Below are 24,035 nucleotides of genomic sequence, written 5' to 3'. Positions count from 1 at the left end.
TTATGGAATTTCAATTTGAACAAAACCTGCCGCATCAACGCGAAGCAATTGAAAGAATTCTTGCTTTGACTGGGACTTTGCATGCAGAGCATTCGCTCAATCATTTCGCCAACTGCGATATCTATCCAAACGACTCAAAAATTCAGGCGGAATTAGGCAAAATTCAAAAAGACTTTCAACTCAATATGAAAGGTTTTACCCCGGCGCAAAAAGCCGTGGGTGTCGCTCCCAAACCATGCCTTTACATTGATGTCAAGATGGAAACCGGCACTGGTAAGACATACGTCTATACCGAAACCATCCACGAATTGCACAAACAGTTGGGCGTTTCAAAATTCATCCTGATTGTTCCTGGAAAGGCAATCAAGGCTGGAGCAAAAAACTTCATTGAAGATCCCGATGTGCGCAGGCACTTTCGCGACACATGTGGGTATGGCGCAGAAATTCGTCTGTTTGAAGGAACGGAGCAAAAAGGCAACAAGAAAAAGAAACTTTTCCCTTCTGCTGTTTCAGGCTTTTACCAAAATCCTGGAGAATCTGAACGATATATTTCGGTACTGCTGCTCAATAGTGCGTTGCTCACCAATTCCAATTATAAAAATGACGATTTTGATTACGGCATAGACAATTTTTATTGCCCTTTGGAAGCATTGAAGGCAACTCGCCCCATTGTCATTATCGATGAACCGCACCGTTTTTCTGACGGGAACAAGGCAATGGACGCCATCATGAATCTTTGTCCGCAAATGTTGATTCGTTTTGGGGCGACATTCCCCGAAACGACAGTCGGCAGAGGAAAAGAGAAGACTGTTGTCAAGGATTACAAGAATCTAGTTTATAATCTGGATGCGTACGAATCCTTCAATAAGAATCTTATCAAGGGAATCGCAAAGGAACATATCAATCCGCTAAAGGATGCCGAAAACATCAAGGTCAAGGTTGCTGAAATTACCAAAATAGACAAGGATAACTGCGAAACAAGATTCACATGGGAAGATGCCCTTGGCAAATCACATCGAAAGACATTGGCTCTTGGGATACCTCTTTCCGAAATTCATGAAAACTTCGGAAACCTTGTCATAGAAGATTTTGACAAGAAAGAAATTCGTCTTTCAAATGGCGTGGTATTAAAGGTTGGCGGTACCCTTACGCCCGATATGTACGCCACAGCTTACCAAGAAGCCATGATGCGGATGGCAATTCGTCGACATTTGGAGACCGAAGAACAGAATTTCAATCGCGAAGACAAGATAAAGACACTTGCACTCTTCTTTATTGATGACATTTCTGCCTATCGAAATGAAAATGGCGCTTTGCGTCGGTCGTTTGAAAAAATCTTGAAAGCAGAAATCAATAAAAAAATTGAAGGTTTAAAAGAAAAAGACCCATATCGTGAATATCTGCAAAAATCTCTTGCCGATATTTCCGCAACACATGGCGGCTACTTTGCGCAGGACAACTCAAGCAGCGAAGAATCCGTTGCTCAAGAGATTTCAGAAATCCTACACGACAAGAAAAAGTTGCTTTCAATGGATAACTTGAGAAGATTCATTTTTTCCAAGTGGACACTCAAGGAGGGCTGGGATAATCCGAATGTATTCACGATAGCGAAACTCCGTAGTAGCGGTTCTGAAATCAGCAAGTTGCAAGAAGTGGGGCGTGGACTTCGTCTCCCCGTAAATGAATTTGGAAAACGTATTACCGATGAAGAATTCACGCTTAACTATATCGTTGACTATACCGAAAAGGAATTTGCCGACAAGCTTGTCGCAGAAATCAACGGCGAACGCGAAGAAATGATGTTCATCACTGACGCCCAAATTGAAGAATTCGCCCAAAAGATAGGAATCGAGGCGGAAGACCGGCTTATGGAACTCCTTGGGAAAAAGTTCATCAAAATGCGCAAAGGGGATATGCCGGGACACCCTGTAAATCCAGAAAAAACCAACGAATTTGCAGACGAATACCCCGAGTTGTTTAAGGTCCGTGATACAGGTCGCAAAATTATTGACCGTAATAAGAAAAAAGGCGGCGATAAAATCAGAATTCGAAGCGATCGCTATAACCAGTTGAAGACTCTTTGGCTTAAGATGAACGAGCATTACCTACTCACATTTGATGACAAATTGAATGACGAGTTGGAGAAAGCCTTGCCAATCCTTATCAAGCAGGATCTTTTTGCAAAAACGGTTGTGCAAAGCGTTCGTCAAAAAGTTACTACGCAAAATGGCGTTGCAACAGTGCACGATTCTAGTGGCAACAGTTATGAAGTGGAACGAAAAATTGACTACGGAAAATTCCTGCAGAGAATTCAGCAAAAAGAATCTGTTCCCGTTGTAGCAATGCACCAGGCAATATGCAAATTCGTTCAAGATGGCGGAAAACCAATGTTCAACGAACGCAGCCTTGCAAATATTTGTGCGGAAATCCATCGTTGGAAACTTGAAAAACTGATGGGTCGTTTCACATATCAAAAGGTAAGTCGCTCCCGCATCAAGAAAACAAGCCTCAACAAGACTGACGGCAGTTCCGAAGAGTTTATCACCTTGGGACTTGTCGGTAAATTTATGGATGTGGGCGAAGTTCCTAAAAAATATCTCTACGATAGTATCGCTTATGATTCTCCGTTAGAGAAGGACGACATTCTGAACGATGTAGAAGGCGTTGAAGTCTTCGGAAAAATTCCGAAAAGTACCGTGCGCATTCCGACTATTTTGGGAGAAACTTACAGTCCCGACTTTATGTATATCGTTCGTCGTAAAGACAAAAACGAATTGAATCTCATTGTAGAATGCAAGGATGTTGAGAATGCCGACAAAGATCTGCGCGGTGGCGAGAAGCTCAAAATAGAATCTGCCAAAGTGTTCTTTGAAAATTTGGAAAACGAAGGCGTGAAGGTTCGCTTCAAAAAGCAACTCAAACAGGAAAACCTGCAAGCAATCGTTGAAGGACTGTAGAAATTATTGATGTTTGTGTGATAAATAACTTAAGGAGACTTTCAACACTTTAGATAACTGTATTTGACATAGACTGAAAAGATTCTTGTTTCCCTATCCTGAAACTACCACCTTCAGGGAATTTACACAAGAAATCATCGGATCTTACGCACCATTATCGGGGCGTGGGTCGTTTGTACTTATTGTGTAAAAGGGTGTGGTAGCCCTCAGGATAGGTAAGTGCATTCGACACCACGCCTTTTTCATTCATAAAAAAGCGTGGGCATACTGAAGTTACGACAATATGGATATGAATCAATGGAGGTTCTTATAAAACCATAGAGTAGATGACATCGTGTTTTTAATCAGGTTTGCCGGGCAAACTGCCCGGCAGGTTATGGATTGTTGCCTTAAAATATAATCCACATTTTCCGCCGCAAGGCAAGGAGAAGTATCATGGGCCTTAAAGCCTCAACCCAGCCGGGGGGTGTTTACAAACTACCGGAATTACCAAAGGAGTATCAGCATTTGCTGAATGAACTCCCGCAAAAGTATATCCAAACAACGCTTTTTCCTGAAGAGGGACCCGCGAAACAGAATCGTCCGGAACTTTACCGGACAGAAAATCTGGACAATCCTCCACTAAAATACCTCAAGGGTGATTTGGAAGCTTTGGAACATACGGAGCTCTTTGAACCGAACCTGATAAAACATATATTTAATGGTGAGGTAAAGACAGCTTCAGCAGGTAAAGGGAAAACACGACTCGAGGCGACCGGTTACCACACCGAAGTGATTAGGAATGCGGAAGGTCGAATTATCCCCGGTACAAAATCAGAACTGAATGAAAAAGGAGTATATCAAGGCAGGGTAACGGTCAACGGCATCCGAAAGCGCACAATGGGCGGAATGTCTACATTCTTCCCCGAACACTGGTCGCCGCAACATATCGTGAATGCGATAAACGAGGCGTACGCAAACAAGCGGCTCAAAACAAACACACTCAATATGTATGAAGGTTCATCTTCTGAAGGAGTCCGTATACGAATGCGTGTTAATGCCAACGGAAAAATTGTTAACGTATATCCCTTGATGGAGGAAAACTGATGAATTATAATTACAAAATTGATTATACGACGCTCGAAGACGGAACAAAAACGCTGAATTTCGTTTTTGACGAAGGCCCTAATGTGTTCACAACCTTTTTTGCCTCTGATGTTGAAGAATTCCCCTCAATCATTCTTGAACAAATCGACCAGGTTCTCTCCAAAAAGAAGAAACATGTTGAATGTTCCGGCAACGATTGCTGCTGGGATATTGGCCCGAAGGAAACACTTATCGTGGACAACTTCGCGCCTGAAGGGACTCCCAACGAAATAACGGTCGATACATTGGAACTCCATCGCCTTATAAACGAATGGATTGAAGCAAAAGCCAAGTTCAAGGAACAGAAGGCAAAGGGCGAAATCTAAAGGACAACAAACAACATCAATGTTTAACAAAGGAGGATGCATATGCTGCACCCTATCGTGAGTTGTGCGCAAATTTTGCACAAAAGTCGAAATTTTAGCATGAGTGAAATTCCGAAGGAACTTCAGTCGTATTCAGAATCACTTCGTTATCCTGTTTATGATTCCTGGCTTCATTTCTATGAAGAAGATTTCCGATGCGATGTGTATACGGAAGGGCTTACTCCTTGCCTTGAACATATCAAAAATTTTGGAGGAGCCTTGACTTTGGACAGGAGTATCGGTTGATGCGACAATCTTGAGATACAAACGGATGCCGATAAGGTGAACCGGCATAGCCGTGACATATTCGCACAGAATGGGATACCATACATTATCAACGTCCGCTTTGGGGACGAAAAATCTTACCCTTTCTGCTTTCGGGATATTCCTAAAGATTCAATACTGTTTGTTGGAGCTCTCGGAACGCAGGCGCGAGCCGATCACAAGACGATATTTTATTCAGGTGTCTGCACGATGATTGAAACGCTTGAACCGAGGGCATTACTTATTTACGGTAGTGTCGATAAACGGTTTTTTGAATTATGTATAGCAAGGGACATTACGCTAGTGCGCTATCCAAGCCAAAAGGAAGTAATTCGGTGAAACTACCCCTTCAGCACAATCGACAGTTTAGTCCCATCGAAGAGATTGCCCCAGCCCTCTCTTTCGCTGAACCTAGAGAACGTGACCAGTTGCGGGGGTGACATCTGAGCCCCCGCTCTGCTTCGACAAGCTCTGCACGGCGGAAAGAGTCGCGATTGCGTCACCCCAAGGAAATCAAACTATTCGGCTCCATCAAGAAATCAATGACGTTCATGGTCAAAATTCCATTTTCGTCATAGAAGGCCGGCACAAAATACCGTTCACATCCTTCTAGGAATTATTTTTGCATATTTTTCAGTTTTTCTTTAAAACTCGTAAATTTTAGCCTATCCCCACTTTTCTAGCAGTCCATCCAGTCTATCTGCCATAAAGAGCGGGATGTTCAGCATCTTTCCGTCGCGGGAGAGGTTGCGCATCGAGAATCGCACCATCAGGGGTGCGTCGTACTGTTTGTCGTAATACTTGATGCTGGCTGCTTTGATGTTTGTGCCCGCCTTGGCTTCAATGGGGATAATCGTGTTTTCTTTTTGGATAATGAAATCGACTTCGTGGAAGTTGTCGCTCCAGTAGCGCGGTGCGACATCAAACATCCCCGACAAATTCTGCAATACAAAATTTTCGGTGAGAGCGCCCTTGAATTCCGTAAATAGGCGGTTCTGTTCGGCAAATGCCGAAGTCGCAAGCCCCGCTTTTTTTCGCAATAGCCCGACGTCGCCCATGTATATTTTGAAAGATGTCAAGTCATCGTAGGCGGATATCGGGAGGCCCGGTTTCGTGGAACGGAAAACTTTCTTCACGAGATTCGCGTTGTTGAGCCAATTCAGGGCGTTCTCGTATTCCCTGGCGCGCGCACCGGGCTTTACGGCCGAATACAGGAACTTCTTGTTTTCGCGGGAAAGTTGCGACGGTAGCGAATCCCAAATGTATTGAATTTTCGGCACGTCGGTTTTGTCCGCATGCTTTGCAAAATCCGCTTCGTAAGCTGTTAGAATATCAGAAAGAACCTTGTCGACAGCGGCGACGTCTTGATCTTCGACCCAGTTAAGTACAGATTCCGGCATGCCGCCTGTCACAAAGTACGTTTTCAATTTTTCTTCTAGCGGTCCCATGAATGCCTGCGGAATGTTCTCCGGTGTTTCGATGGTGTCGAGGTATTCAACAAGGTTCTTGTCTCCACTCGCAAGCAAGAACTCGGTGAATGTCATGGGATACATATCCAAAAATTCAACCTTGCCCACGGGGAATCCGGATGCAAGCTTCAATCCTAAAAGGGAGCCGGCGCCGACAACGCTATATCGCGGAGCGTCTTCGCAAAAATACTTCAATGAGTTTAAAGCGCTTTCGCAAGCCTGGATTTCGTCAAAGATTATCAGAGTGTTCTCGGTTATCTTTTTTCCGCTCGCCATTGCGAGGTTCGCAAGGATGCGCTTTACGTCTTTGGTCTGCTCGAAAAACTGCCTGTATTCGATTTGCTTGTCAAAATCGATGTGGAGAAAACCGTCCGGGAAAGATTTGCCAAACTCCTTCAACACCCAAGTCTTGCCCACTTGACGGGCGCCGCGCAAAAGCAGGGGCTTGCGCCTTTTAGATGTTTTCCACTTATTCAGTTTTTCAAGGATGATGCGTTTCATGCCTTAAATATAGGATGCTTTTACCCAGAAATCACATAAAATTATAAAAAAGTGTGATTTTTTTCCACGAAAAACATTAAAAAAGTGTGATTTTCGAAACAAACGCACTTTTCCTACCGAATTATTGGCTCTTGACTGCACTTTTTCCACCGAAAAAGTGCATCCTTCTGTGCCTAGTGTTTTTTGAAAGAGAAAGCCTAAAGCGTTTCCCGCTTGAATTCTTCGGCGGTGGCGTCTGGGCCATCCCACCAAAGTTTATTCGAATCGTCGTAAAGCATTTTCGCTGTATTCGATTCCATAAAATCTACAAGGACATCCTCGGGAGATCTCTGGGTTTCCTTTGCGATTTTCTCAACCGCCATAAGCGCCGTCAAATCCATGGAAAACAAAATTTTGTCGTTTGACATAGACTACCTCAAAACAACCCGCTCGGATTTCACAAACCGGAGTTTAGAAAGGGCTGCCATACTCCTGAAACAGAACTGGTCCTGCAGGCGTTCAGGCAACAAAAGGCTTATACACATGCTGTCGGCCTGTTCGCTCCCCATGGGGCCAAAAACCTTTGACAATGGCAAATCGAGCCGTTCTTCAAACAACTTAAACAGAGCTTTCCGCTGCGCTACTTCAATGGCGTAAGCGAGAACGCGATCAAGATCCAAATCTGGATAACGCTCATCGCGAATCTGCTCCTGCCGCTTGTGCAGCGCAGACTTAAAAGGGACTGGGAGCGCATGTTGCAGCATTCGCCCAGCCCGCCATAGCGTCCTTTTTAGGGAGGGGCTTGCAACGGCAAAATAAAAGTCTAGACCGTACAAATTCTAGGGCCTAGACATTTTCGACGATTTACCCGGACACTAATAATAAAAAAAGAAAATTTCTATCTTTTCATTCATGATTCATCCTATCCGCCATTTCATTACCATTACCAAGCATAGAAATTTACCTTTTAACCATGCTTGCGGGAAAAGGTGAAAAGAAAACTCTAGCCTTTATGCGCCGCACTAAAAAACTTCCCACAGAATAAGAGGATACAATGAAAGCAAAAATTGCAAAGATTGCCTTCGTAGTTTTAATTCTCGCCGCCTGTTGTCCCTGTGTTGCCTCCTGGATGGCACTAATGGCAGGTATTGCATACGCCTTCATCTTTGGCGGTCCGGCGTTTCCCAAGTTCGCCAAGAAAACCCAGAAGTATTTGCTGCAGGGCTGCGTCGTGGGGCTCGGTTTCGGTATGAACCTGCAGGCAGCCCTCGCCTCCGGAAAAGACGGCATGATGTTTACCATCATCTCTGTGGCAGCCGTCATGATTCTCGGTTTCATCGTAGGAAAGATTCTGAAAGTGGACACCAAGACTTCCTATCTGGTCAGTAGCGGTACGGCAATTTGCGGTGGTTCCGCCATCGCAGCAGTTGCTCCCGTTGTGGACGCAGACGACAAGCAGATGAGCGTTTCCCTAGGAACCATCTTCGTTCTGAACGCCCTGGCGCTCCTCATCTTCCCGCCCCTGGGCCACTATCTTGAACTCTCCAACCAGCAGTTTGGCGAATGGGCTGCAATTGCCATTCACGACACCAGTTCCGTGGTAGGTGCTGCAGCAGCCTACAGCGATGAATCCCTCCAGGTGGCCGCCATGGTGAAGTGTACCCGAGCCCTCTGGATTTTGCCTCTGGCTCTCGTTACCATGCTGTTCTTCCGCAAGAATAGCGGTAAGGGCAAGCTGGATGTAATCCCCTGGTTCATCTTCCTGTTTGCAATTGCCATGGTCATCAACACCTACCTGTTCCCGGCAATTGGCGTTCCCTCTGCAGTAGGAACAACCATCGTAACTATTGCCAAGCGCGGTTTCGCCATTACCTTGTTCCTCATCGGTACGGGACTTTCCAAGGCAGCCCTTCAGAAGTGCGGTGCCAAGCCCTTTATTCAGGGCGTTATCCTGTGGGCAGCCATCGGCGTCGGTAGCCTTCTTGCGATTAAGGGTTTCTAATCCAGACAGCCTTTATATTACATGCCATTTAAATAGAGCCCGGTTCTAGACCGGGCCCTATTCTATATGCAAGTATTTATAATTTTTTTTCTAAAACCGCTCTTTTATCGTATTTTCACCCATCATTTCAGGTCCAAGACTGGGCTGAGGGCAGCGCCCCAATAGTACACGGCCCGCATAAAGCTCCCTAGGCGCTTCGGAACACTCGCGTTTATAGGGAAATACTCCTTCTCGTTCAGGGCTTCTACGCTGTAGTATTTATCCTTGTCGTAGCAGAGCACTTCGTTGCAAAGGTTTTCTGCAATCGAGGGGCAGCACCCTTCCGGCGACATCTGGATTTTTACGGCGTGCATGCGCTCCGCGACCGTTTGCATGTTGAGCTCGAAGGTCGCCGATTCATGCGTATTGAATACAACGTAACGGCAGTCCCCTGCAATCTTCTTTACGGCGTACCCCAGATGGTTCATGCAGAGTTCAAAACGGGTAAGGTTGAACATGGGGGTAAGCTTCTTTTCCGATTCCGGCAACTCCACCAACGCGAACTGCTGTAACCTGAGCCATTCAAGGGCAGCCTCGTAAGTTTCGTCTTTTCCGAGGCCCCTGTGCATACAGTACGCCCGCTTCCGGAATTTCTGGAATACATCCACGTTCTCTTCAGAAAGCATCTTCCGCGTTTTTTCGTCCAGCCCATCCACAAGGGCATCGATTTGGGTGATGGCATCGAATACCGCCGACGGTTCCTGAAGCGGAAGGCTCGAATTCACCTGAACCAGATAGTAATAGCCGGTGTCATCCGTCGTCTTGGAGTATTGCGAGAATTCAGGCGCACGGACGCCTGCGCGTTCCATGAAGATGTAGCCATCCACCTCCAATTTCGCAGCCAACGCCTTGGCAATTTCTGCCGAGGCGACAACGCAAACAAGGCAATCGCCGCGCTCACCCTCGACAAGCCTGCACGGGAAGAAATTCTCCTGCATTTCAATCTCTTGCGGGAACATTCCCTTCTTGACGGTAAACACCGCCATGTTCAACCCGTTGCTTGAAACAGGCGCACCGCCCGCCTGGCCATAGTCAGGCAAGGTCATCTTGCGCGATTCGCAGAGCAGGTGCGTCATGACATCCAGTTCACGGTGCATTTCCTTCCGGTCCCTGCGTTTCCCCGCACCCTGCAGCTGATCGATTGCAAAGTGCAGTTTGCGGATATTCCATGGTTTGATTTTGCATTGTTCCATTTTATCCTCCTTATATTTCATCATCGTGAAGCATGTTGAAATTCCTTCAGTTTCAGTTCGTTGATCATAGTTTCAAGGTTACAGGGCTCGCCGTCGTCACGCAATTTGAGCCCCACTTTTCTCCATTTCGCATCTTTTCCTTCGGCAGCATTCTTTTCGTACGCGACCTCGGCGAGGGTCCACTTGGCGATAATACTCTTCACGACCTTTTCGATATCCCTGTCGTGCCCTGCATGCATCAGGCCACAATAACCGCCAAAGCTACGGTTCTTGACGAGGATTTCTTTTTTGCACTTGGGGCAAATCGCAGTCGCTTGCGAACCGCCCGAAAGGGGCGAACCCGAAAAAGAGCGGATGACAGCCGTGCCGCCGCACTTGCATTCCACCTTGAACTGTTCGTTGTCCCAGATTTCGAGGAGCGAGGAAAGCTTGAGACCGATGCTGACGAGGGTGCCGACGAAGTTAAAATGCCTTACAGCGGACAGGTGGCCCACATAAAGCCCGCCACCCTTGATTGCGTAATGCACGTCGATATCCGCGTACCGCGGGGTCGCGACAATTTCTTCCCTGTGGCGCAGAATCAGGTCCAGATTATTGTAAAGCAACGCGCACTTGCGTTCAAAACGTTTTTTCTGGAGGGCGTTCAGTTCCTCCTGTTCCCTATTTTCCTGTTCCATCTCGTCGCTCACGAGCTTGAGCCCGGCCGCCTCCCGCTTGCAAAAATCGGCAAAGGATTCGCGCCGGTTATCCGGCTCGACCGGAAAGTTCGGGAAAGGATTCGAGTCGTCGATATGTATTGTCGCCATAAATGACCTCCTGTCAAATGCACTGAGTTTGCGCAGTAACACTACCGTGCCTTCTGCATTATATTATCGCTTGTTTATGCATAAATGTAAATATACGCATAAATCTAAAAACATAATATACAACCCCCATGCGACAAATACTGTCTCGATTTTGTCGTTTTCAGGTAATTTTTAGGGAATTTTGGCTACTTTTGGTAAAATATGCAGCCAAACATTTTGCGTTTTCGGGAAAAATAGCACAAAAAGATTTTGCATTTTCGAGAAATATTGGCCTAAAACATTTTGCATTTTCGGGAAATTTTTGACCCTACCGGCTGGAATCTTCGTCCTCGCCGATGTCGCAGAATTCCAAATACTCCGGAAAAAATTTTAAAAGAATTTCCTTATTCTCCACATAGAGTTTGGCCAGACGCCTGTCCTCGTCCCGGTGCGTGCGCGTATAGCGCCTGTCCAGAAACCAGACAGAATCCGCCTGCTGTGCGGCAAGGCCGATAAACAAACAAGAACAGCCGCCTCCTAGATAAATCTATGGTCACTGCACAGGTAAAAGGCCTGAATTTAGCAGACCATTTTAACCACGTGGTTGAAATGGTCAAACTCGGATCGGGGCTTTCCGCAAGGTGGAAAACATCCATCTTTCACGCGAGGCATGCCTCTTGATTGTTGAAAATGCCGACCGCAAGAAGCCTCAAGTGCAAGTCGCCCTGGCATACTTTTCTCAAAGCGAAAACTCCCGACCGACCGTCACAAACGCCGATTTTTCAAGCATCCTGCAGTATAAGACGAGCCACGGCGAATCCCGTATTGAGGTGATCTTCAATAACGACACGTTCTGGATGCCACAGAATCGCATGGCGGAACTTTACGGGGTAGAAGTCAATACGGTCAACTACCATCTCAAGGAAATTTTCAAGAGTGGCGAACTTGAGGAAGAGCCTGTTATTCGAAAAATTGGAATAACTGCATCATGAGCATGAACGATTGGCGAGAGCAATTTGAACTATACCAACTTATAAACAAAGACGCACAAAGGTACTGTCAATCCCGTCTTGACGATAGCCATCAAACGATGCTGTCCGTTCCAAAGTCGCCCCGTATCAAAAACCTCTATACCGGGAAACGGTCGCCATTCCCCGCTCTTGATTTTTCTGCAAAGCAAGTCTACCTTCTTGCAGGAAATTCTACGATTGTGCGGGTTATATGAAAGCCACCGCGACGCCATCTCTGGCGTCACGGCGACAATATCGCGCGATACTCTCCTAAGGCTACGCTTTACTTTATTTTCAGTTTCTTGCGCCATTTTTCTTCGGCGGTCTTGGTCAAGCAATCATTTTTCATGTCGCTGCAAGGGACCGGGTAATATACATAGCCGTTCTCATCTTTTTCACTGTGGTCAAAATCGGATAGGCTTTTAATTTTGTTCCCTTTTTTATCGAGGAGGAAAACATCGTCTGAATCGCCTGAGTAACGAAGATAGTCGGAATACTCAATGTCACCACCCCAATCTTCTATTTCGTAAACACTTCTAAAATAAGAGGGTATTTTATAAGCGTTATCTGCACAACAATCTAATTCGGAACCCGTTTCCAGTATTTTCTTTACAGGAACTATTAGGAAGTCATTGGCATAAACAAGAACACGCGATGTGTCGATTTCGCAGTTGTTCCCATATTCGTCAACATGGTTGACAAAAGCGCAATCTCGCGGATCCCATTCTTCATCGGTTAATTCTCTATACCGCTCTGCGGTTTCGTTAAAGTCTATGCAGTGCCAGAATTTTCCGTCTTTTGCTTTGCCCTTGCCGATTCCCAATTCGGCTACGTCTTCGGCTTCCCAATATATATCGAATTCGAGACCGTCTGCGGCCATCTTTTCAAATATTTTGATAGGCAGATTCCAGGCTGTTTGAAAATTTAGGTCTCCGCACAAAATGTCGTGCAAGGCAAGTCCGTCTCCGTAATCCATGGCATCGGTTTTAGTACCCCAATTTTCTATACGCCACTCGTACCAATCCTCGCAACTGCTGTTCTTTTTCGCCTTCGATTTTTTCTTCACAGAAGCAGTTTTCTTGGCAGAAGACTTAGCGGCCTTTTCTTTTTCGTAATCAGGTTCGGGGATAACGAGTGACAGCGAAAAATCGCCATTGCCTTCGCCATAAAGTTTAATGAACTTCTGGATGTTTCCTTCGTCCATTGTGATTGTTGTGGTTACTGTCATCATAAAATAATCCTCCAAAACTATATTAACATGTTCTTGGTGTAATCGTTTTTTCTTTGTTAAAAATCTTCCATCATTCGATTAAAATTTTTCTGCCATTTCTCTTGCTTATTGACGCGTAAATAGCACTCTGTATTTCCTTTTTAAAATCCTCTTTAAAAAAATCTAGATAGCCTTGAAGCATTTCCGGTGAAATTTTCTTTTAGGTTTTTGCATCCTTATTTAAATATTCCTGCAAGCGACCAATAAAAGCTTCTTCGGCTTCGGCATAAGAATATCCTTTATCTAACTCTTCTGCAATCTCACTATTTTTATCTTCCGCCGATTCGGTCGCGTTATCATCCGTTTTTCGAGAATTCTCCTGCTTCGATTTCTTTCCCTTGTAAATTCCGTCTATCACGAACAAGGTTTTTGGCTTATCAAGTCCATACAGGTTCTCTTTATTTTTAACAGGTTTTTCCAAACTTAATGGATAAATTAAGCCGCATAAAACAACCGTGTCGCGCTTTTCGCGGTAGTAGCCTGCATAGGAGTGAATCTGATGTAGATCGCTTCTGTCCACATCTACAAATTTAGAGCTCATTCGCATCTTCTTGAATTTTGCATCAAGGACGACAACCTTGGAAGGGTCGTCTTTTTTTCGCAAAACTAAATCAGGATAATTGGGTCTTTCAAAAAAGCAACCGTTATATAGGTTTAGCTCTTCTTGAGCAGACACATCCCACTCATTCAATCCTTCACGAAGAACATGCTCTAAATAGACCTCCCAAAGCGATGCTATATCTAGTAAATAACCCGATGCCTTATTCTTTGCATCCTTTGATTTGTCGGGCAAGACAGTATTGCGCCTAATCACAATTTCTGCAAAAGTAAGCGTTCGCTTAAAATCAGCATACATTGGATTATGCAGAGAACTATGGCTTAGGGCATTCTGTATAGTCTGTTGCGAAGGGAATTTTCCAGAATAAGATGAACTCAATTCATTCTTGATAAGGCTCAATCCTCGGAATTCTCGTTCAATTTCACCCTTACACGCTTTCATTGCTGCATAAAGAACATCTACAATGCATTGCACATAATGGCGTTCGTTTTTTTGCGAGGATATTTTACCTTTAAACGGAATGTCTTTTTTTATAAAGTTCTGGATATCCAATCCACCATGGACCTTTAAATCATGATACCTTTGTTTTGAATATTCCTGCGGAAGTCCTAAGACGGAAACCCTTTGCAAAGAACTCAAAAAGAGATATTCAATTAGCGGGAAACTATTATTCTTTTTTTCTTTCCCCAATTCATCGGATTCGTCAAGGTACATGTGGTTAGCATATCTTAGCATATGCTTATATAAAGCATCATTACAATCCGGTTGAATATCAAATGCAACTCCGTTGTAGGTTATCCGTCCGGCATAAAGGCCTGTTTTTATGTAATATTTTTCTTCGTCGCCAGCACCTTTTTTCTCTATCGCAAGAATCAACCTTTGCTTTTTTTCCGATTCTGAAAGTTCTTTCTTGCTAAAGGAAATAAGAGAAATTTCTTTATGCGTTTCTGAGATGTCGCTTAAATATAAACTTGAACCGGCAAGTTTCTCTAATGCCGATGTAGGTGTTGTTACAAAAGGCCCTTCACAATAGTAATTTTGATTTGTTAACGCGTCAAAAACGCCACTTTTTGAAGAGTCGCTTTTTTTTGATTGTTTTTTTTCGTTTTTATCGCTCATTAATAAAAATCATCCATATTACGTTGCTTGTGGGACGCTAGGATTCATTGGTTTAGCTTTTCCACCTGGTTTCTCTTGCTCTTTTACAAACGCTTCTTTAGCCTTTTTATGCTTGGCATCTATTTCTTCTTCTGAACAAGAACTTCGCAGATACTCCTTTAAAGTTGGAGAAAGGTAATTATCAAATAAAGTCTTTTTATTGTTATCTGTTATTTTGTTAGCGTCATCATTTTTGTTATTTTCTACAATGTCACTTATTTTCATAAAGAACGAATGACCAAACTCATAGGACTTTCCGAGTTTCAATCCATTTTCCTTTACAGAAATGAAATTATTCAACAATTTGCACGACTTGATATAATTTTCAAGAGATGACTCGTCTATATTGCCTATTTTGTCTTTTACAGTTTCTTTAATAACATTATAATCACAATCTTTTCTTATCCATTTGAATCGACGCCGCAAAGCCAAGTCAAAAGCATCAATACTTTTGTCCACATCATTCATCATGCCTATAAAGCGAATGTTTTTAGGAATACCGAACCTGGAGCCCTGTTCTTCATCGTATTCATAGGCGCTTTTCTCATCAATAATTTTATCCTCAATCAATTTTGATTCAACTTTTGAATATTGAGTCTTTATTAAATTATTCCTATTATCTTTTTCAGGATCGTCTCGATAACTCGCCTCTAGCAGCGATAGTGTTTCTCCAAATACGGCTGATAGATTGGCTCGGTTTATCTCATCAGCAATAAAGTAGTATTCATGTTTAATATCATTTTTTTGCACGAATACACAAATCCTTAAATAAACCATTTAGCAACTCTAGCTTTACGTTTCCATTGGTGATTCCAACGGGCTTTATTCCATCAATAAAATCTTCATAGGAAAAGTTAGGATGAAACTGTGTCCATACATAACGGTTTGAATCACCTTGACACACTAAATCAATTATATTCTTTACAGCGTGTGTTTTTCCAGTACCTGGCGCACCATAATAAATAACATTGGGTGATTTTTCAGAAAGTTCATCAAAATCAGGTGCTTTGAGTAAGTAAACTAGGGCGACAGATAATTTTAATGCATCTTTTAAATCCCCTTCAGGATTAGGTTCCGTTGTTATATTCGCATTAGAAAGTATCTTGCATCCCTTACTAAAAATAGCAGCATTTTGTTTTACGAAGTCCGTTTCGCCTTCGTTAACAAAATGCTTATACATTTTGGTTATCTCAGCTTTTTTATAATAAAAGAAATAGCCATATTTATTGTTGTCTGGTTTATCAATGGCTTTTTTATAGTTCACACAAACCAAAAGTTTCATCAGAAAAGCCCAAGCAGAAAAATCATTCTTTTTAGAAAGATCTGCGGATGTACCTGCATTTAGGCAACTATTTAACACAGTTCTTTTCGCCGCACAAACTGTTTCAAATTTATTTTTTATGGTTTCATCCGTCAACGTATTATCATTCCCGAAGTAAAAACCAATTTGCAAACCTTTTAAGCCAGCACTACCAATAGGGATTTTTTCAATAGAGTTTGGCAGATCTTTATAATAATTTTTTATTTCAGCAAAAGCCTTTTCCTTCAAAAGATATTTGTCATCCAACCATTTGTCCTTGAAATCGATTAAATTATTTTTAATCTCATCTTCGACGTCTTCCCACTCACTCTTTTCAGACCACCAAGTACATTTACTTTTATCTTCTAATGTTTCGTATATCTGTATTAATTTTTCTTCCAAAGAAGGTTCCTTATTTTCTTCCATCTTTCATTTTCCTTTGTGCTTTGCACGTTTAAATTTATTCTTAGCCGTTTACGGCGTTGTTAAAATATTCCCAGATTAGCACCATGGACATGGTGTCGAGTTCGCAGTACTTGAGCAGGCCTTTGCGGAGTGCATTGTACTTGATGGCATCCGCGGACGGGTTCGCCGCTGTAATAGCTTTTTCCCAGTCCACGCTCGGGTCAAGCGCCTGGAAGCTGCGGAACAGTACCAGCGGTAGGCCGCCATTGTTGATACGGGTATCCTCATCGGCGTCCATCTCGTCGGCAGATGCGCTTTGCGCGTATTGCTCCAGTTCCTCCTTGCTCCAGAGGCCCTGCGCAGCGATTTCCCCGATGAGTTCGTCCTGGATTTCTTTAAGCTGCGGTAATGCCTTGTACGGGTTCTGGACTTCGCCGGATTCGTTCTTGACAATCAGCGTAAGCGGAGATTCCGCCGTATAGTTGCAGCTCTTGATTTCGCTACCGTATATGGGCTTGCCGTATTTTTCCTGCAAGTAGGTTCCGCTGTTGAGCACGGCGGGCAACACCTGCTTGATAGAATTCGAGCCCTTCATAATCGGGTGCCAGTAAAACCGCTTGACGATTTCGCAGAGGTCAATCATGTCGCGCTCGCCTTCGTGTTCGTAATGGCCGTCTTTTTTCTTCTTGCCCCGATGCGTAATACTTTCGATAAACTCAACCAGTTCGGCTTTGTCAGGTTCCTTTGACGCAATAAGTTGTTCGCGAATCGCATTCAATATGTTGTTTTCGTGAGGCGAATAGCGGAACACCGAACCTTCGTCTTCCCCCAGTTGGTCTCTCAACTCACGGACAAAGTCAAAGTTCGGGAAATATCCCGGGCGGGTTTCTAGGAACTGTCCCTTGTGCTCAATGCGGCCGTCCTCATAAATTACGTGGTGCGAGAACTGGAACGCAACCTGTTCATAAGGGCGCTGTTTTTCAAAGTAGGGCAAAGCGGAGTTCGTCGTCTCGAAGTCAATCATGTGAAACGGGAACTTCCACGTTGCCATCTCGGCACGGAGCTCATCTCTCAGGATAACGGGTTCCTTGCTACCGTCATTCGTTCTGTCAATCTGGACCCACTTGCGTTCATTGATAGTCCACCCTGCTCCCGTTCCGTCATTTTTGCGGGGATACACCGCTTCCGTAACGTCCTTTATAAAATAAATTCCTGCGCGGATCCAGTCATCTCTCTTTATACCGGTCCCGTTCAATTCCTTAAGCAACGGTTTTTCGAAATCTTCGTCCTTGAATCCGGCAGTATTGCGCCAGCATTCCTCGTAACCGCTTTTCAAGTCCTTGGCCTTGCCTTCTTCCGAAAGCTGGAAGGGGCACTTGAAACATTTGCTGCCCAGAAGGCAATAATGCTTCTCGTTGTTCACGAACCACTTTGATTTTTCTTCAATAAACGGGACGAATGGCATGCCCAACACATCCGCCTGTTCGGCAGTCTTGCCTTCGATAATCAATTTGCATTCGTCATCGACATAGAATGGTGTCAGGACTTGCTCGTGTGGATTCTTCAGTATCTCGATGGCTTCGGGCGCGACCTCGGCATGGGCGCGTTTTTCGCCATCGCTCCCCACGCTCTTCTTGATGCGGAAAAGGCTGTTCAGTCGCGGGATAGTATTCACCTTACTCTTGTCCGCCATCATCAGGTAGGCGCGCACTGTAAACGTCTTGTTAGGGTAATCAATCTTCAGTGCATTCTCGACAACCCACTTTTGGAAGGCTACATCGTAGAGGTAGTCGCGAATTCCTGAATTCACGACATTCTTTCCGGCATTGGCCCCTCTAGTCGGCGTATTCACAAATGGATTATTCGGGTCCCAACTTTTCGCCTTTACCTCTATCAGGTCAATAAAATCGCCCTTCTTCTTCACCACGTCGGCGCGGACAAAGCAGTCTCCGCAACGGAACGCGGCTTCTGCAATATTCACATTTTCCTGCTCGAAGAGTTCGCGGGTACGCTTAATGGGCTCGTCGTAACCAAAACAGCCCTCCAGGTCGTTCTCCGGCGGAACCTCGCCATAGATTTTCGCCAGTTCGCCGACCTGGAAACCACCCTCGGCCATGGATTTCAGGAACTCGTCCGTCGCGGACTGGTTTTCATAGTCATCAGGATTACGGTAGTAGTAAGCTTGCATCGGACAGTGTGTCGCAATCTTAAACGCCGACTTGGTAAAGAGCTTTTTCTCGTCATTATGTTGAGATTTTGTCATAGTGAGCCGCCTTTAGAAAATTATTTGATTTTAGCGCCGCAATTACCGCAGAATGTGTCACCAGGTTCTAACTAGGTTCCACATTCACGGTAATAATTAGATCTTATTTCATATCAATTATTTTTTATCAACAATCACCAAATCAACACGACGGTTCTTTTTGCGACCGTCTTCTGTTGAGTTGTCTGCTATCGGCTGAGTCTGCCCAAGACCCCTAAATGTCAGGCGGTTTTTGTCGACACCCTGTTCAACGAGAACCGACACCACATTCATGGCTCTCAGCTCCGAAAGCTTCTGGTTCATCGTGGAATCGCCGGTATTGTCGGTGTGTCCTTGGACATCAATGTTTACATCTTTGTTAGACAGGAGGATACCTGCAATCTTTGCAAGATTAATTTTCAGGTCTGTCCCTACATCGGCAGAGCCGACTGCGAACAAGTTATCCTTGAGAGAAAGAATCAATAATCCACCGCGATCTTCGATATCTACAGATTCCAGATTCATCGCCTTGACAGAGCCCTGAATCTTTTTCTGCATTTCACTCAGCTCCTTTTGCAGGGCTTCACGATTCTTTTCAAAATCTGCATGGGCCGCCGAATGTTTATCCGGCATGAACTGACCGATAATACCTAGGCCAAAGAATATTGCCAATCCTATTATCCACTTTTTTTTTCTTTTTTTTGCCTTTTCCATTTTTTCGGCTTTTTGTTGCTCAAGAATTCGCTCACGCTCCAAGCGAGCCTGGTCCTTAAGTTCTTGAGTTTTTCTCAATTCCAGTTCCTGCTGCTTCAAAAGAGCCTCTTCTTGCTTAAGCAAAGCCTCTTCTTCGGCGAGAATCCTTTTCTTTACTTCGTCAGTCATATTGTGCTCCATAATTTTTTTGTTAATTAATTTGACCAATTTCCATCACTAGGCTTTAAGGAACCTGCAGCAATGAGCAGAATATCAATGAGCCACCAGATTCCCAGTCCGCCAAAAGTGCACATTTTGGCAATGCCAGAACCGGCGTAGCCCAAATAGAACCTGTCAATACCAATCCATCCTAAAAATACTGACAACATCAATGCCACCATTTTGTTCTTGCTACTGGTATTGGCTTCGGGCGTTCTTTGCCGCAAAAGCTCGGTCATGAGATCCTGTTTTTCTCTTTCGCTACGTAGCCGATTTTCGATTTCCAGGGCCCGGCGCTGTTCTTCCATCTTGGCTTTCTTTTCTTGGAGTGCTCTTTCACGTTCTCGCAGCTCCCGCTCTTCGGCCTCAGCTTTTTCTTGTTTAAGCCGTTCCTCTTCCTGGCGTTTGCGTTCCTGTTCTTCGCGCTCCCGTTCAGTGCGCTCTTTTTCAAGTCGCTCCTGTTCAAGACGTTCAAGCCGTTCCTTTTCAAGGCGTTCCCGTTCAAGCCGCTCGCGCTCTTCGGGAGAAAGGGCGAACAAGTCCTTAGCTGTTTCAACCCAATAAGGCGATGTCTGCAAATTGTCGATTGCATCTGACGAGTTTTCGCTTGCCGCATTGAACATAGCCTTTGCGCAAAGCAGGGCGCCTTTTTCGTAATCATTGCACGGTTGGGGGATAGAATTAAAAATATCCTCGACACCGTTCAGCAATTCTGGCTTGCCGGTTTTGTAGGCCAGGGCGCAAAGGTGCCGAATTTCGGCACAACGGATTAGCAGGTCACTCGGCCAAATCTGCTTAGCCATGTTGATTCGGCGTTCCGCCTCGTCCAGCAATCCATCTTGTAAAAAGATATCGATGGCGGCCAGGTAGGATTCTCTAAAGTCGACATTCAGGCCGTCAATAATTTTTAGCGCTTCTTTGGGATCGTAGCGCTTAAGAATCCGCAGATAAAGCGACAACACTATTTCTTCTTTCGGGTGATTCAGGTAAATCCTCGAAACCTTCAGATATGCATCATCGATATTATTCTGCAAAAGCAAGGCCGCAGCATCTTCCATGGCGACCTTTTCCGACACCGTCAGGTTAAGGTTCTGCCTGTGGAATTCTTTTTCCAAGGCGGCAGCCTCTTCGGCATTAATGCCAAGGTTCTTTTGCATCGTTTCGAGTTGGGCACGTTCGTCGGCGGTAATCTTGCCATCGGCATACACCTCCGCTAGTAGCGCACGATACTTGCTTACTGCCTGCTGGTGGATTTCGCCCAGACAAGAACGACAGAGGTTTCTTTGGGCGTCGAAGTGGGTCTCGCACACCATCTGCCCACATGAAGGGCATCGATGGGCATCAACATTTGCCGTATGCTTTCCGCAAACGGCACAAAGCACGACCTTCTTTGTTTCGTCAATAACGGTATTAGAGACATTGTTGACGGTGTTAACGTTCTTTACGTTATGCACATCGCCTGCAATGACATTCTTGTCACCTATTGAAAAGCCTTCGGATTCCGTCTGCTTTGGAACGGGAGCTCCACATTCCGCACAGAATTTTGCACCGATTTCTACTTCACTGCCACAATTTAAGCACTTTGACATATTTTCTCCATTAAAAATCAAACGCTTGCACCGCACTCATCGCAGAATCCGGCACCTTCTTCTAGAACGGCTCCACATTGGGGGCAACGCCTTTCTGTAGCGGCCACCTGCGGCATTGACTTTTGTTCCGGCGCTGCAGGGGCCTGAGGAGGCACGGGCCCCTGGGTGAACTGCGGTGGAACCGGCTGCGGGGAAGCTGCTGCGGGTTGCTGCATGTAAACCTGCTGTGGTTGCTGCATGGCACCGCCTACGGCACCGATAGTTGTCTGCATACCATGCAAAAAACGATCCTGTGCCGCATTGGCATCGACGCGGGTTTCTGCGGTCTGCTGCTTGTAGGCGGCAGTCAAGTCTGCCTGGCCTTGCAATTTTGCCTGGGCTGCTGCGGCATTGGCTCCAGCGGCAGCCTGCATTCCGGTCATACCCATCTGAGCAAACATCTGCATCATCTGCTGCGTATTGGCATTGTTCATACCGGACATCTGCATCATGTGTTCCATTTCTGCAGAACGGTCTGCATCCTTGCTTGCCATCATCTGCTGCATCATGGCAAACATCTGTTGGTTCTTTGCCTCGAGCTGACCGTTTTGCGCCATGGCGGCCTCGGCCTTGTATTTTTCGGCGTTGGCAGCAGCTTCGGCAGCATACTTCGCCTTCATGGCTTCAGCGGCAGCCGGAGACAAGTCGGGGTTTGCCGCCATAATCTGCTCCACCGACATAGTCTGGAACATGCGGCGCATTTCCTCTTCGTGTCTCTGCTCCTGAGCTTCGCGTTGCATGTCGAGGCCCGTCATTTGGGCTTCGTGTTGGCGAGCAGAGGCCAAAGCTTCTTCTTGGCGCCGGTGTTCGGTATCTTCGCGCTCTTGGCGAATTGCCTGTGCCTGCTTCAAGATATCAAGCTGAGAAAGCTGTTCTTCTTTATCAAGGTCAATGTTTGCCTTGCGACTACGGGTGTTGAAATCCAGATCCGCTTCACGACGACTATCGTTAAATGCGGCATCCTTTTCACGACGTTCGTCGTCGTAAGAATCCTGCATCCGACGCAACTGCAACTCATTTTCGAGGCGCTTTGTGCCTACCTCAAAATCCCAGAGCATCCGCTGGCGTTCCTGAGCCTGCTCGTTTTGGATGGTTGCCATCGCAAGGATCTGCTCGTCATTCAAATCCCGCAAATCGGCACGCTGGCGGATGTTGTGTTCGAGCGTCTCTATTTCGTCATCGCGAATAAGCCCGTTCTTCTTGTATTCCTGGAGCGTCGCCTGAACATTTTCTTCGGAGCTCGCTTCGCGCAGAATCTTTTGCGTCTTAATATTTAGTTCCAACGCTTCAAATTCATCTTCGCGTAGCATATCGCTCTTTTTGATATCCTGAAGAGCGGCCTGCATTTCAGATTCACTCTTGGCCTCGTGCAGCTTCTTTTGGCCGGCCAGCATCAGTGCGAATTTTTCGCGTTCGAACTGATTCAGCTCGTTCTGCTGGTCAATCTTCGCCATTGCATCTACAAAGTCCACCTGCGTGCGGGCTTCGTGCATCGCCTGGGCGTTGGATTCGTCCTTGAGACGGTTCAAGAAGGCGTTGCGCTTGGTGGCCTGTTCCAGCTCAAGTTCCGAAACATAGAGTTCTTCCTTGAGCTTGCGGAGCTTGTCCAGGTCTTCTTGCTTGCCGCTCATGTCAAGAACATCGGTCACATCGATAAACGGATAAACCTGAGCAACGACGGTTTTCAACATGGCAAGCACATTGGCATAAAGCACCGTATTGCCTGCAACCTCGTCGGCTCGCACTCCGGCAAGGGCGTTGTTCAGCACCTTTTGCACTAGCGGGTTCAGCTGCTTGGAGAATTCATCATAACAGACGAACTTCTTGTCCAGCAGCTGGTTCTTGTAGAATTCGTTGATGTTCACGACCTTGCACAGAAGGTGGAGGGCGACATCGCTCTGGAGCGAGGCGGTGTTGATTCCCTTAAAGTCGAACAGCAACGGGAACTTTACATCGCGGACAAGCACAATAGATACCGACGGCACATCGGCGCTAACCCTAGAGGTCAAACCTGCGGCCTGCGCACGTTCACGATTATGACCGGTAAGGTGACCCACAAGGTTGCTGACAAAACCGAAAAAACTTTTCTTTTTTGGTTCCGGGGCCTTGGCCACCGGTTGCGGCTTTGGCTTAGGCGGTTCCGGCTTAGATATGGTATCGGAACCCAGTTCCTTGAAGGTGTAGCTTCCACCACCGAGTTCGGCAATGAACTTTCCTTCGGCAAAGAACAAGGCCTTGACGCCATCCTGAATGTTCAGGCCCTTCACCTTGCCATAGGCGGCAATGTCGTTTTCGTCAATCTTGACCGCAATCTGGCCATCTAGAATGTTCCAATGGATATAAGAACCAAGGAGCGAGAAATCTTTCTTGGCAGTTTCTGGGGCGGGTGCATCTCCCAGCTTGGTTCCACACTTGGAGCAGAACGGCTTGCCTGTAGTAATGACATTGCCGCACTTAGGGCATGTAACTCCGCCTGCTGCCGGTGCTGGAGCCGACTGTGCGATCGGTTGTGCTTTTCCGCAACCAGAGCAGAATTTGGCTCCATCCCTCAGTTCTTTTCCGCAATCAAAACATTTCATATATGTACTTCTTTGTTGTAATTTTAAATAGCCTTGATTTCCTTGACGACAAATATATTGCCGCGTCCAAGGGAACCTTTCAACTCAACCTGCTTTCCATCGAAATCATCGAAACCGTGATTTTCGAATGGATTGTCACCTTCTTTGAAAACTTTGATTTTCGTTTCACGATCCTGATACAGGTGAGGATAAACACCTTCGCTTTTGCTGCCTTCATTTGCAACAAGGAAAACGATGGTCCCCTGCAGAACCATTTCAATTCCCTTTTCAAGATTTATTTTTCCGAATTCCAT

At 45.5% G+C, this 24,035-nt stretch carries 21 protein-coding genes and 1 pseudogene; 8 read left to right on the top strand and 14 right to left on the bottom strand.

Going from position 1 to position 24,035, the window contains the following annotated elements:
* The first annotated feature begins 2 nt into the window (after nt 1-2).
* From Q0P86_RS01400 to Q0P86_RS16850, 5 genes are all read left to right on the top strand, one after another.
* Nucleotides 3-2,957 carry a type III restriction-modification system endonuclease gene (locus Q0P86_RS01400; RefSeq protein WP_295036898.1) on the top strand — a complete coding sequence of 985 codons (2,955 nt, stop codon included), beginning with the start codon at nt 3-5 and terminating at the stop codon, nt 2,955-2,957.
* 435 nt (nt 2,958-3,392) lie between these two features.
* Nucleotides 3,393-4,043 (top strand): EndoU domain-containing protein, encoded by a 651-nt coding sequence (locus Q0P86_RS01395; RefSeq protein ID WP_295036897.1) that lies wholly within the window; start codon nt 3,393-3,395, stop codon nt 4,041-4,043.
* On the top strand, nt 4,043-4,408 hold the full coding sequence (locus Q0P86_RS01390; RefSeq protein ID WP_295036895.1) for a hypothetical protein: 366 nt from the start codon (nt 4,043-4,045) through the stop codon (nt 4,406-4,408). The genes Q0P86_RS01395 and Q0P86_RS01390 overlap by 1 nt, the downstream gene beginning before the upstream one ends.
* 42 nt (nt 4,409-4,450) lie before the next feature.
* A complete protein-coding gene (locus tag Q0P86_RS01385; protein WP_295036893.1) occupies nt 4,451-4,693 on the top strand; it encodes a hypothetical protein in 243 nt (80 codons plus the stop codon).
* A 36-nt stretch (nt 4,694-4,729) separates the two neighbouring features.
* The gene (locus Q0P86_RS16850; RefSeq protein WP_366941288.1) at nt 4,730-5,050 is read left to right on the top strand and encodes a DUF4417 domain-containing protein; all 321 of its coding nucleotides are present in this window, start codon (nt 4,730-4,732) and stop codon (nt 5,048-5,050) included.
* A gap of 326 nt (nt 5,051-5,376) precedes the next feature.
* On the opposite strand, the gene Q0P86_RS01380 is transcribed toward Q0P86_RS16850, so the two are convergent.
* Both Q0P86_RS01380 and Q0P86_RS01375 read right to left on the bottom strand, forming a co-directional pair.
* Nucleotides 5,377-6,681, bottom strand: coding sequence for an AAA family ATPase (locus Q0P86_RS01380; RefSeq protein ID WP_100425942.1), 1,305 nt, complete (start codon nt 6,679-6,681; stop codon nt 5,377-5,379).
* A 197-nt stretch (nt 6,682-6,878) separates the two neighbouring features.
* Nucleotides 6,879-7,088: a hypothetical protein gene (locus tag Q0P86_RS01375; protein ID WP_295036892.1), complete on the bottom strand. Its 210-nt coding sequence runs from the start codon at nt 7,086-7,088 to the stop codon at nt 6,879-6,881.
* Between the two features lie 159 nt (nt 7,089-7,247).
* On the opposite strand from Q0P86_RS01375, the pseudogene Q0P86_RS16845 reads away from it, so the two are divergent.
* Nucleotides 7,248-7,400 (top strand): annotated as a pseudogene (locus tag Q0P86_RS16845) (transposase); the annotation flags it as partial.
* A 314-nt stretch (nt 7,401-7,714) separates the two neighbouring features.
* Entirely contained in the window at nt 7,715-8,662 is a 948-nt protein-coding gene (locus Q0P86_RS01365) for a putative sulfate exporter family transporter (RefSeq protein WP_295036889.1), read from the top strand.
* A 122-nt stretch (nt 8,663-8,784) separates the two neighbouring features.
* Here the strand turns inward: Q0P86_RS01365 and Q0P86_RS01360 are convergent, their stop codons facing one another.
* The 3 genes from Q0P86_RS01360 to Q0P86_RS01350 form a co-directional block, all read right to left on the bottom strand.
* A complete protein-coding gene (locus Q0P86_RS01360; RefSeq protein ID WP_295036887.1) occupies nt 8,785-9,894 on the bottom strand; it encodes a hypothetical protein in 1,110 nt (369 codons plus the stop codon).
* Between the two features lie 20 nt (nt 9,895-9,914).
* Nucleotides 9,915-10,700, bottom strand: a complete 786-nt coding sequence (locus Q0P86_RS01355) for a hypothetical protein (RefSeq protein WP_295036884.1) — start codon at nt 10,698-10,700, stop codon at nt 9,915-9,917.
* A 307-nt stretch (nt 10,701-11,007) separates the two neighbouring features.
* Complete coding sequence (locus Q0P86_RS01350) at nt 11,008-11,199, bottom strand: hypothetical protein (protein WP_295036882.1); 192 nt, start codon at nt 11,197-11,199, stop codon at nt 11,008-11,010.
* A gap of 121 nt (nt 11,200-11,320) precedes the next feature.
* Here Q0P86_RS01350 and Q0P86_RS01345 point away from each other — a divergent pair, with 121 nt between their 5' ends.
* Nucleotides 11,321-11,671: a hypothetical protein gene (locus tag Q0P86_RS01345; protein ID WP_295036880.1), complete on the top strand. Its 351-nt coding sequence runs from the start codon at nt 11,321-11,323 to the stop codon at nt 11,669-11,671.
* Nucleotides 11,672-11,972: 301 nt separating this feature from the next.
* Here the strand turns inward: Q0P86_RS01345 and Q0P86_RS01340 are convergent, their stop codons facing one another.
* The 9 genes from Q0P86_RS01340 to Q0P86_RS01300 form a co-directional block, all read right to left on the bottom strand.
* Nucleotides 11,973-12,920 (bottom strand): hypothetical protein, encoded by a 948-nt coding sequence (locus tag Q0P86_RS01340; RefSeq protein WP_295036878.1) that lies wholly within the window; start codon nt 12,918-12,920, stop codon nt 11,973-11,975.
* A gap of 199 nt (nt 12,921-13,119) precedes the next feature.
* Nucleotides 13,120-14,637: a hypothetical protein gene (locus tag Q0P86_RS01335; protein ID WP_295036876.1), complete on the bottom strand. Its 1,518-nt coding sequence runs from the start codon at nt 14,635-14,637 to the stop codon at nt 13,120-13,122.
* 18 nt (nt 14,638-14,655) lie between these two features.
* A complete protein-coding gene (locus Q0P86_RS01330; RefSeq protein ID WP_295036874.1) occupies nt 14,656-15,426 on the bottom strand; it encodes an AAA family ATPase in 771 nt (256 codons plus the stop codon).
* Nucleotides 15,413-16,402: a hypothetical protein gene (locus Q0P86_RS01325; protein ID WP_295036872.1), complete on the bottom strand. Its 990-nt coding sequence runs from the start codon at nt 16,400-16,402 to the stop codon at nt 15,413-15,415. Before Q0P86_RS01325 ends, Q0P86_RS01330 begins: the two co-directional genes overlap by 14 nt.
* Nucleotides 16,403-16,442: 40 nt before the next feature.
* Nucleotides 16,443-18,644 carry a DUF2779 domain-containing protein gene (locus Q0P86_RS01320; protein ID WP_295036870.1) on the bottom strand — a complete coding sequence of 734 codons (2,202 nt, stop codon included), beginning with the start codon at nt 18,642-18,644 and terminating at the stop codon, nt 16,443-16,445.
* A gap of 117 nt (nt 18,645-18,761) precedes the next feature.
* Nucleotides 18,762-19,544, bottom strand: a complete 783-nt coding sequence (locus Q0P86_RS01315; protein ID WP_295036868.1) for an OmpA family protein — start codon at nt 19,542-19,544, stop codon at nt 18,762-18,764.
* The gene (locus tag Q0P86_RS01310; RefSeq protein WP_295036867.1) at nt 19,532-21,124 is read right to left on the bottom strand and encodes a TM2 domain-containing protein; all 1,593 of its coding nucleotides are present in this window, start codon (nt 21,122-21,124) and stop codon (nt 19,532-19,534) included. The genes Q0P86_RS01315 and Q0P86_RS01310 overlap by 13 nt, the downstream gene beginning before the upstream one ends.
* 17 nt (nt 21,125-21,141) lie before the next feature.
* Nucleotides 21,142-23,742 carry a zinc-ribbon domain-containing protein gene (locus Q0P86_RS01305; RefSeq protein WP_295036865.1) on the bottom strand — a complete coding sequence of 867 codons (2,601 nt, stop codon included), beginning with the start codon at nt 23,740-23,742 and terminating at the stop codon, nt 21,142-21,144.
* A 23-nt stretch (nt 23,743-23,765) separates the two neighbouring features.
* Nucleotides 23,766-24,035: a hypothetical protein gene (locus tag Q0P86_RS01300; protein WP_295036863.1), complete on the bottom strand. Its 270-nt coding sequence runs from the start codon at nt 24,033-24,035 to the stop codon at nt 23,766-23,768.

This window comes from uncultured Fibrobacter sp., assembly GCF_946062555.1.
Lineage (GTDB): Bacteria > Fibrobacterota > Fibrobacteria > Fibrobacterales > Fibrobacteraceae > Fibrobacter.
This window is presented reverse-complemented; position numbering and strand designations above follow the sequence as displayed.

Coding starts and splice junctions, on each gene's coding strand:
- Q0P86_RS01320 (WP_295036870.1), bottom strand. CDS start 18,644: ATGACAAAATCTCAACATAATGACGAGAAAAAGCTCTTTACCAAGTCG.
- Q0P86_RS01360 (WP_295036887.1), bottom strand. CDS start 9,894: ATGGAACAATGCAAAATCAAACCATGGAATATCCGCAAACTGCACTTT.
- Q0P86_RS01400 (WP_295036898.1), top strand. CDS start 3: ATGGAATTTCAATTTGAACAAAACCTGCCGCATCAACGCGAAGCAATT.
- Q0P86_RS01300 (WP_295036863.1), bottom strand. CDS start 24,035: ATGGAATTCGGAAAAATAAATCTTGAAAAGGGAATTGAAATGGTTCTG.
- Q0P86_RS01395 (WP_295036897.1), top strand. CDS start 3,393: ATGGGCCTTAAAGCCTCAACCCAGCCGGGGGGTGTTTACAAACTACCG.
- Q0P86_RS01385 (WP_295036893.1), top strand. CDS start 4,451: ATGCTGCACCCTATCGTGAGTTGTGCGCAAATTTTGCACAAAAGTCGA.
- Q0P86_RS01340 (WP_295036878.1), bottom strand. CDS start 12,920: ATGATGACAGTAACCACAACAATCACAATGGACGAAGGAAACATCCAG.
- Q0P86_RS01375 (WP_295036892.1), bottom strand. CDS start 7,088: ATGTCAAACGACAAAATTTTGTTTTCCATGGATTTGACGGCGCTTATG.
- Q0P86_RS01355 (WP_295036884.1), bottom strand. CDS start 10,700: ATGGCGACAATACATATCGACGACTCGAATCCTTTCCCGAACTTTCCG.
- Q0P86_RS01365 (WP_295036889.1), top strand. CDS start 7,715: ATGAAAGCAAAAATTGCAAAGATTGCCTTCGTAGTTTTAATTCTCGCC.
- Q0P86_RS01305 (WP_295036865.1), bottom strand. CDS start 23,742: ATGAAATGTTTTGATTGCGGAAAAGAACTGAGGGATGGAGCCAAATTC.
- Q0P86_RS01310 (WP_295036867.1), bottom strand. CDS start 21,124: ATGTCAAAGTGCTTAAATTGTGGCAGTGAAGTAGAAATCGGTGCAAAA.
- Q0P86_RS01335 (WP_295036876.1), bottom strand. CDS start 14,637: ATGAGCGATAAAAACGAAAAAAAACAATCAAAAAAAAGCGACTCTTCA.
- Q0P86_RS01390 (WP_295036895.1), top strand. CDS start 4,043: ATGAATTATAATTACAAAATTGATTATACGACGCTCGAAGACGGAACA.
- Q0P86_RS01380 (WP_100425942.1), bottom strand. CDS start 6,681: ATGAAACGCATCATCCTTGAAAAACTGAATAAGTGGAAAACATCTAAA.
- Q0P86_RS01325 (WP_295036872.1), bottom strand. CDS start 16,402: ATGGAAGAAAATAAGGAACCTTCTTTGGAAGAAAAATTAATACAGATA.